Origin of the sequence: Dietzia timorensis, assembly GCF_020742175.1 — a bacterium.
Classification (GTDB): domain Bacteria; phylum Actinomycetota; class Actinomycetes; order Mycobacteriales; family Mycobacteriaceae; genus Dietzia; species Dietzia timorensis_A.
On the sequence record NZ_DYXM01000231.1, the window covers coordinates 1 to 6,409 of the forward strand.

At 68.9% G+C, this 6,409-nt stretch carries 7 protein-coding genes; 2 read left to right on the forward strand and 5 right to left on the reverse strand.

Annotated features, from left to right (window positions below; genetic code table 11):
* A partial coding sequence (fgd, locus tag K8V11_RS12190; RefSeq protein ID WP_303914675.1) for a glucose-6-phosphate dehydrogenase (coenzyme-F420) occupies positions 1–882 on the reverse strand: 882 nt, incomplete at its 3' end.
* Positions 883–1,113: 231 nt separating this feature from the next.
* On the opposite strand from fgd, the gene K8V11_RS12195 reads away from it, so the two are divergent.
* The gene (locus K8V11_RS12195) at positions 1,114–1,809 is read left to right on the forward strand and encodes a hypothetical protein (RefSeq protein WP_303914659.1); all 696 of its coding nucleotides are present in this window, start codon (positions 1,114–1,116) and stop codon (positions 1,807–1,809) included.
* A gap of 255 nt (positions 1,810–2,064) precedes the next feature.
* Positions 2,065–2,439 carry a WhiB family transcriptional regulator gene (locus tag K8V11_RS12200; RefSeq protein ID WP_303914662.1) on the forward strand — a complete coding sequence of 125 codons (375 nt, stop codon included), beginning with the start codon at positions 2,065–2,067 and terminating at the stop codon, positions 2,437–2,439.
* A gap of 72 nt (positions 2,440–2,511) precedes the next feature.
* Here K8V11_RS12200 and K8V11_RS12205 read toward each other — a convergent pair whose 3' ends face one another.
* Genes K8V11_RS12205 through K8V11_RS12220 form a run of 4 tightly spaced genes read right to left on the reverse strand, consistent with a single transcriptional unit; the run spans position 2,512 to position 6,068 of the window.
* Entirely contained in the window at positions 2,512–3,714 is a 1,203-nt protein-coding gene (locus tag K8V11_RS12205; RefSeq protein WP_303914665.1) for an O-succinylhomoserine sulfhydrylase, read from the reverse strand.
* A 57-nt stretch (positions 3,715–3,771) separates the two neighbouring features.
* A complete protein-coding gene (locus K8V11_RS12210) occupies positions 3,772–4,185 on the reverse strand; it encodes a rhodanese-like domain-containing protein (RefSeq protein WP_303914668.1) in 414 nt (137 codons plus the stop codon).
* Between the two features lie 36 nt (positions 4,186–4,221).
* Positions 4,222–5,598 carry an alpha/beta hydrolase gene (locus tag K8V11_RS12215; RefSeq protein WP_303914671.1) on the reverse strand — a complete coding sequence of 459 codons (1,377 nt, stop codon included), beginning with the start codon at positions 5,596–5,598 and terminating at the stop codon, positions 4,222–4,224.
* The gene (locus K8V11_RS12220) at positions 5,595–6,068 is read right to left on the reverse strand and encodes a hypothetical protein (protein WP_303914673.1); all 474 of its coding nucleotides are present in this window, start codon (positions 6,066–6,068) and stop codon (positions 5,595–5,597) included. Before K8V11_RS12220 ends, K8V11_RS12215 begins: the two co-directional genes overlap by 4 nt.
* Between the last annotated feature and the right edge of the window lie 341 nt (positions 6,069–6,409).

The following is a 6,409-nucleotide window of genomic DNA, read 5'->3' on the forward strand; positions in this document are numbered from 1 at the left end:
GAGCACCTCCTCCGGGGTCGAGGCGACGATCCAGCGCTTGGCGACCTGCTCGATGGGCAGCTCGTCGGCGAGGCGCTCCATCTCAATCGGCGAGTCCACGGAGTGCTTCTGCTCCGGGGTGAGCGACAGCGGCGCCCAGAAGCGCGTATTCTCCAGCGCGGCCTCGGGGTCGCGGTCGTAGGAGATCTTGATCTCGATCATCCGGTCGATCTTCTTCGGGTCGCGGTCGTTGATGCCCGCACCCTCCTTGACGGCCGGCAGCAGCTTGTCGGTGTAGAGCTCCATCCCCTTGCCGGAGGTGCAGATGAATCCGTCGCCGACGCGGCCCGCGTACTTTGCGACCACAGGCCCGCCCGCGGCGACGTACACCGGGACGCCGCCCTCGGGGACGTCGTAAAGGAACGCGTCCTTGGTCGTGTAGTAGTCACCCTCGAAGCTCGTCGTCTCTCCGGTCCACAGGGCGCGCATGAGGCGAACGGATTCGCGCAGACGCGCGAAGCGCTCCTTGAACGCGGGCCACTCGCCCGCGTAACCGGTGGCGATCTCGTTGAGCGCCTCGCCTGTTCCGACGCCGAGGAACACGCGGCCCGGGTACAGGCAGCCCATCGTCGCGAACGCCTGCGCGATGACCGCCGGGTTGTAGCGGAACGTCGGGGTCAGCACGGACGTGCCGAGCTGGATCCGCTCGGTGCGTTCGCCCACCGCCGTCATCCAGGAAAGGGAAAACGGCGCGTGTCCGCCGTCGTGCCGCCAGGGCTGGAAGTGGTCCGAGACCGTCGCGGAATCCATACCGGCCTGTTCGGCGAGCACCGCGATCTCGACGAGTTCGCGCGGATCGAACTGTTCCGCGGAAGCCTTGAATCCGAACTTCAACTCCGCCACGTCCTCTGCCACGGGCCAGGCCTCCTCGGTAAATTTGGGTCAGTTCCCCAACCGTAGGCCCATTCGAGGGGGGTTCGCCATCGACGTTCCCCATTTCGTCGATCCGTCTTTGTCCGCCCGCAAAGAAATGTAACAATTTGATACCGATATGGGATGAGCTAGTAGGCCGTCCCGTGGGCCAGATGGGACTAGAGGAAGCTGGCCGTAGCTAGGTTCGGAAGGAGCGCGCGTATGCGATTCCGTGTCGCGGTGTCGACGTTCGCAGCGCTGACGTGCCTAACCACCGCCGGAGTCGCCGTAACCCTCGTGTCCGACGACGACGCGAAGGACACCTCCGCCACCCACCTCACGGGCTCGGCATGGACAGTGGAAACCTCGTCCGACTACGGCGCGACCTGGACTTCCCCTCTTGACAAAAACGGGCAAGGCCTGTTTCCTGTCCGCGTCAACCTCGACGCTCTCGGCAGGCAGAACGTCTACCAGCCGGTCACGCTGCGCAACACCGTCGATTCGGTGTCCCCGAGTGAGGTCCAGTTCGAGACCGGCCAGCTCCTGCAGGGCGATCCGGAGGCGGCGAAGTACCTGAGGATCCGGATGGCGTACTCGCCGGACGGCGTGTGTTCGGACGCGCTCTTCGACAACCCGGACCTCGAGCCCGTCGTCGGCAACGGCGAACCGGGCCCGTTCGACGCCCCGGCCACCGAACTCCCCATCGAACTCGGAGCGGGCACGTCCTCGACCCCGGGCAAGGCCGAGACCGTGTGCATCGAGTTCGGCACCAAGCGCGCCCAGGAGAAGACCCCGGGCGGCGAGCTGACCCTCGCGTGGCCGATCTCCGCACACGCCGCGGCCCCGAACGAGGACAAAAGCGCGGAATCCTCGACCATCGACCCGACCTCCCCGGTCCGGAAATTCGGGGAAAGCTAGCGGGCGAATCCGCCCGCCCCGGGGCTCTGGTCGCCGCCCTTTCGATCCCCCGGCACCCATTTTTTACTACGCGTGTGCCAATTGTTCACTTACGCGCACCCTGGAACTGAAACAATACGAATCAGGGTTCGAAAACCTTTGCCGCGCGCGTGAAGTGGGCTCGGACATCGGCATCGGACCCCGCAGCCCGGGCCAGACGCCGGGCGCCAGAAATGTAGTAAACACTGCTCCGTACGAGCCGATAGGTGGTCGTTCGTGTCGATCCAGTCCGAGAGGTTAGTGCCGACCGTCGATTTTTGGGCGTGGCGGTCGTTGGGTGCGTGCCAGGAGCACCCCATCGAGCTGTTCTTCCATTCGGAGGACACTCCGCGCGGCCAGCGCCGCCGGAACGAGCGCGAGGCAGTGAGCATCTGCGGCGACTGCCCGGTGCTGCAAACCTGCCGCGACCACGCACTTTCGACCGGCGAGCGCTACGGCGTGTGGGGTGGCCTCACCGAAAATCAGCGCCTGCGCATCCTCTCGCGTAGCCGCAGCCTCGTTTCGGTGGATGACGTCGAACGCCGCGCAGGCGAACGCCACCCGATATCGGCGGGTATCTTCGCCTCGGATCTCGCGGGCTCCTCGGACTAGCTCCGCCCCCGCACACGCGAAGGGCCGCCCACCGAGAATTCGGCGAGCGGCCCCACTGGAAAAAGCAGCGCGTCAGGCCAGTCCGCGCTCGAGGTCGGCGATGAGGTCGCCGACGTGCTCGAGCCCGATGGACAGGCGGAGCATGTCGTCGCCGAGGCCTATCGCGGCCCGGTCGGCCGGATCCATCGACTTGTGCGTGCTCGTCGCCGGGTGCGTGATCAGCGACTTTGCATCGCCGAGGTTGTTGGAGATATCGATAACCTCGACCGCGTCGAGAATCTTGTAGCACGCGTTCTTCGCGTCCTCAGGGGTGTCGCCCTTGAGCGCGAACGTCACCACCGAGCCGCCGCCGCTCATCTGCGCGCGGGCAAGCTCGGCCTGCGGGTGGCTGTCGAGCATCGGGAAGGTCACCGACTCCACGGCCGGGTGGTTCTCGAGGAACTTCGCGACCTCGAAGGCCGAGTCGTTCATGCGCTGCACGCGCAGCGGCATCGTCTCGAGACCCTTGAGCAGGATCCACGCATTGAACGGGCTCATGCCCGGCCCCGCGTGGCGCATGAGGTTCTTCACCGGGCCTCCGATGAACTCCTCGGTGCCGCAGATCGCACCGCCGAGCACGCGCCCCTGGCCGTCCATGTGCTTGGTCGCCGAGTAGGCCACGACGTCGGCGCCGAGCTCGAGCGGGCGCTGCAGCAGCGGGGTCGCGAACACGTTGTCGACGACCACGGTCGCGCCGGCCTCGTGCGCGAGATCGCACACCGCGCGCACGTCGACGAGCTCCTGCGTCGGGTTCGACGGGGTCTCGAAGAACACCGCGTCCGTCGGCTTGGAGAGCGCCTCGCGCCACTGGTCGAGGTCCTTGCCGTCGACGAACACCGTCTCGACGCCCCAGCGCGGGAGGATCTCGTTGCAGATCACGTAACAGGAGCCGAACAGCGAGCGCGAGGCCACGAGCCGCGAGCCGTTGGCACACAGCGCCGACAGGGCGACGAACACGGCCGCCATGCCCGAGGCCGTCGCGTACGCCGCCTCGGCCCCCTCGATCGCGGCGAGACGCTTTTCGAACATGTCGACCGTCGGGTTGGCGTAGCGCGAGTACACGAAGCGGTCGATCTCGCCGGCGAAGGCGGCCTCGGCGCTCACCGCGTCGGAGTACACGTACCCGGAGTTGAGGAACAGCGGCTCGCTGGTCTCCTCGAATCCGGTGCGCACCTGTCCGGCGCGCACGGCGAGAGTGTCCGGGTGCAGCCCGTCCGGCAAGCGATTGTTTTGCATCTCTACCTGATTTCTCTATTGACTTGATCGATTATCGACACACCCGCGAGGGGCTATTCAGCTCTGGCGCCACGGCAGACCCGAGGCTTTCCACCCCGTGCTCGTCCCACGATGCCCGTCGGAATCGAGCGGCCCCTCGAACCCGTCCAGGATATTGAATGCCTGGCCGACCATCGACGCCGACGCCTCTGCGGCGGCCTGCGAGCGCGCGCCCGAACGGCACAGAAAGTACACGTTGGACTCTTCGCCGACGCCCGCCTTGGTGAGCTCGGAGCAGAAGTCCTCGTTCTTCTCTCCCGTTTCCCGCACCCATTCGATGAACACCATGCGCGAGGTGAGCGAGCTCGTATCGGGAACTCCCACCCAGCTCCACTCGCTCGCGGTGCGCACGTCGACGAGCACGGCGTGCGGGTCGGAGGCGAGCTGCGCCCACGCCCGCGCCGGGCTCACGGATTCCACGGATTCGCTCATGTCTTCCATTACAACACCCCACCGGCCTCGGCACCTCTACTCGCCCAGCGCCTCCCCGATCTCCGCCAGCGGAACGCTGCGACGATCGAAGTAGTCCGAGTGCCCGACGAACCCGTCCAGACGCCTCGAATCCGCGCCGAAATCGGCACCCGAGGGGTCCGGCCCGAAGGTCTTCGTGAGCGCCCACCACGGGATCGGATCCCACCTGCTCGCCACCGCGGACACCGACTCCGGGCCGCCCGCACGCCGAGTTCCCTCGCCGTCGCGCAGCGTGAGCTCGCTCGCGTGCTCCGCCCCGACTCCCGGCGCGGCGACGAAGGCCAGCTCGTCCGCCGACACCCCGCTCCCGCTGGCCGCCAGCCCCAGCGCGACACCGCCGTAGCTGTACCCGATCGCACCGAGCCGCCCGTCGGTCATCTCGCGCAGGCCCTCCTGGAATTCGCGTAACCTGGGCGCGGCATCATCGGCCCGCCCGCGATCGAGCGCCGCCGCTGGAATCGTCTCGGGCGCCTCGTAATCCATCCACGCGATCGACACGCACCTCTCACCGCCAATATCCCCGCCATCATCGCCGCCGCTCCCACGCCCACCGAGCTCCTCGCACACGGCGTCCGCCCGCTCGACGCTGCGATCGATGGTCTCCATCGACGCGCCCGTTCCCGGGACGAGCGTGACCACCTCATCCGCGTCCCCGGGATCGCCCGAGGCGAGCACCCCGCGCCCGTCGGGGCGCAGGCCCAGCAACCGCGCATCCGGTTGGGCCACGAGATGCCGCGCCGCCGCCGTCATCCTGCGGTGGGTCCTGTTGTCCGCGCCGGCGGGACCACCTCCAAGCGCCCGGGCGAGCTCTACCCGGTTGAGCGCATCGCGGCTCGTCGCAGCCAGCCCGGCACCATCGGAGAGCCCGGGGTGGCGCTCCGCCCACGCCGCACGCTCGAACGGCGAGAGCCCGTGCCAGGCCGCGGCCCTCACCGCAGGATCAACCCCCAGGTATGACGGCGGAGGTCGCAGCGGCCCATGCCCGCGCAGCCCTGCCGGAGCGGTGGACTCGTCGACGGCGACGGGCCCCTGAAGCAGTGACCGCACCCGATCGGCCTCCCAGTCGGTCCCGAGTAAAGCCACGAGCGCGGCATCGGCGTCGGCAGCGGCCTCGCGATCACTCCGTGCGATGGCCCCCTCGAGGCGCGCACCTTCGGCGGCGAGAACCTCAGCGAGGTAGGCGTGTTCGCCGATGGCCCGTTCTATGCGGCGGGCGAGTTCGTCGAGGCGCGCGAACGTGGCCAGCGCGGCGAGACCGGACCAGCTGTCGCGCATGCCGGCGGATATGGAGGCGAGTTCGATCGCGATGACGCCCCAGCGGCGCGCGGAATCGCCGACGGTCTGCGCGGCCTCGGTCGCAACCGAGGCGCTCATGCCGCCGGCCTCCCGCCCGCAACCGAGTCATCGGCACGAGCCGCCCCCACGCCGGCCGCGCCATCCTCGTCCACACCGACCAGCGAACGCACGCTGCGCGCGGCCAGCGCTCCGATGTCCGAGGTCTCCCTGCGCAGCCAGGCGAGCTCGCGGTCGAGGCTCATTCCGCGCTCGCGCAGCGCGGCACCGGAGGCGAAGTCGGCGCACAGCCGCGCGAGGCGTTCCATCGCGAGCGTCGCCGCGCTGCGGGAACCGGGCGTCTCGGCCGCGGCCAGCGCCGCAGGTGTCGGAGGACCGATCAGCCTCAGGCCCGGCTGCTCGGCATCTGCCGACTGCGCGAGATCTTGCAGGCGCCCGGCGAGCGAGTCAAGGCGTTCGGGGTCGAGCGCGACCTCGGCGGGCACGCAAGGTTGCGCCGCGGTGTCCGCCGTCCCAGAGGCGGCTTTGTTGTTCGGGCGTGCGGGGTCCATGGGCGGTCCTTCGGCGCGAGGTGGCTGGTCGATCCACCACTGACGCTAGGACCGGCGGTCGCCCCGAAAACGGCGCTTCCACAACGGCTCCGCCCGCAGCCGCGTTGTCCACACCCAGGCGGGACACTCTCCCGCGCGCGTCAGCCCCCTACGGCCAACCCCCTACGGCAGCGCCCGCGACGCCACCTCGCGCGCCCGCTCGCGCGCTTGCAACACATCGTCGGCCGTGGCCAACGCGGCCCCGCATTGCCACGGCGAGAACTCGCTCGTCCGCTCGCAGATCCACAGTGCCGACTCGGACACGTCCAGCGCGCGACCGACCAGCCCCACCGACAGCGCGC

What these genes read in the sequence shown, in the direction of transcription:
- K8V11_RS12195 (WP_303914659.1), top strand. Translation starts at nt 1,114, where the DNA reads ATGCGATTCCGTGTCGCGGTGTCGACGTTCGCAGCGCTGACGTGCCTA.
- K8V11_RS12205 (WP_303914665.1), bottom strand. Translation starts at nt 3,714, where the DNA reads ATGCAAAACAATCGCTTGCCGGACGGGCTGCACCCGGACACTCTCGCC.
- K8V11_RS12210 (WP_303914668.1), bottom strand. Translation starts at nt 4,185, where the DNA reads ATGAGCGAATCCGTGGAATCCGTGAGCCCGGCGCGGGCGTGGGCGCAG.
- K8V11_RS12215 (WP_303914671.1), bottom strand. Translation starts at nt 5,598, where the DNA reads ATGAGCGCCTCGGTTGCGACCGAGGCCGCGCAGACCGTCGGCGATTCC.
- K8V11_RS12220 (WP_303914673.1), bottom strand. Translation starts at nt 6,068, where the DNA reads ATGGACCCCGCACGCCCGAACAACAAAGCCGCCTCTGGGACGGCGGAC.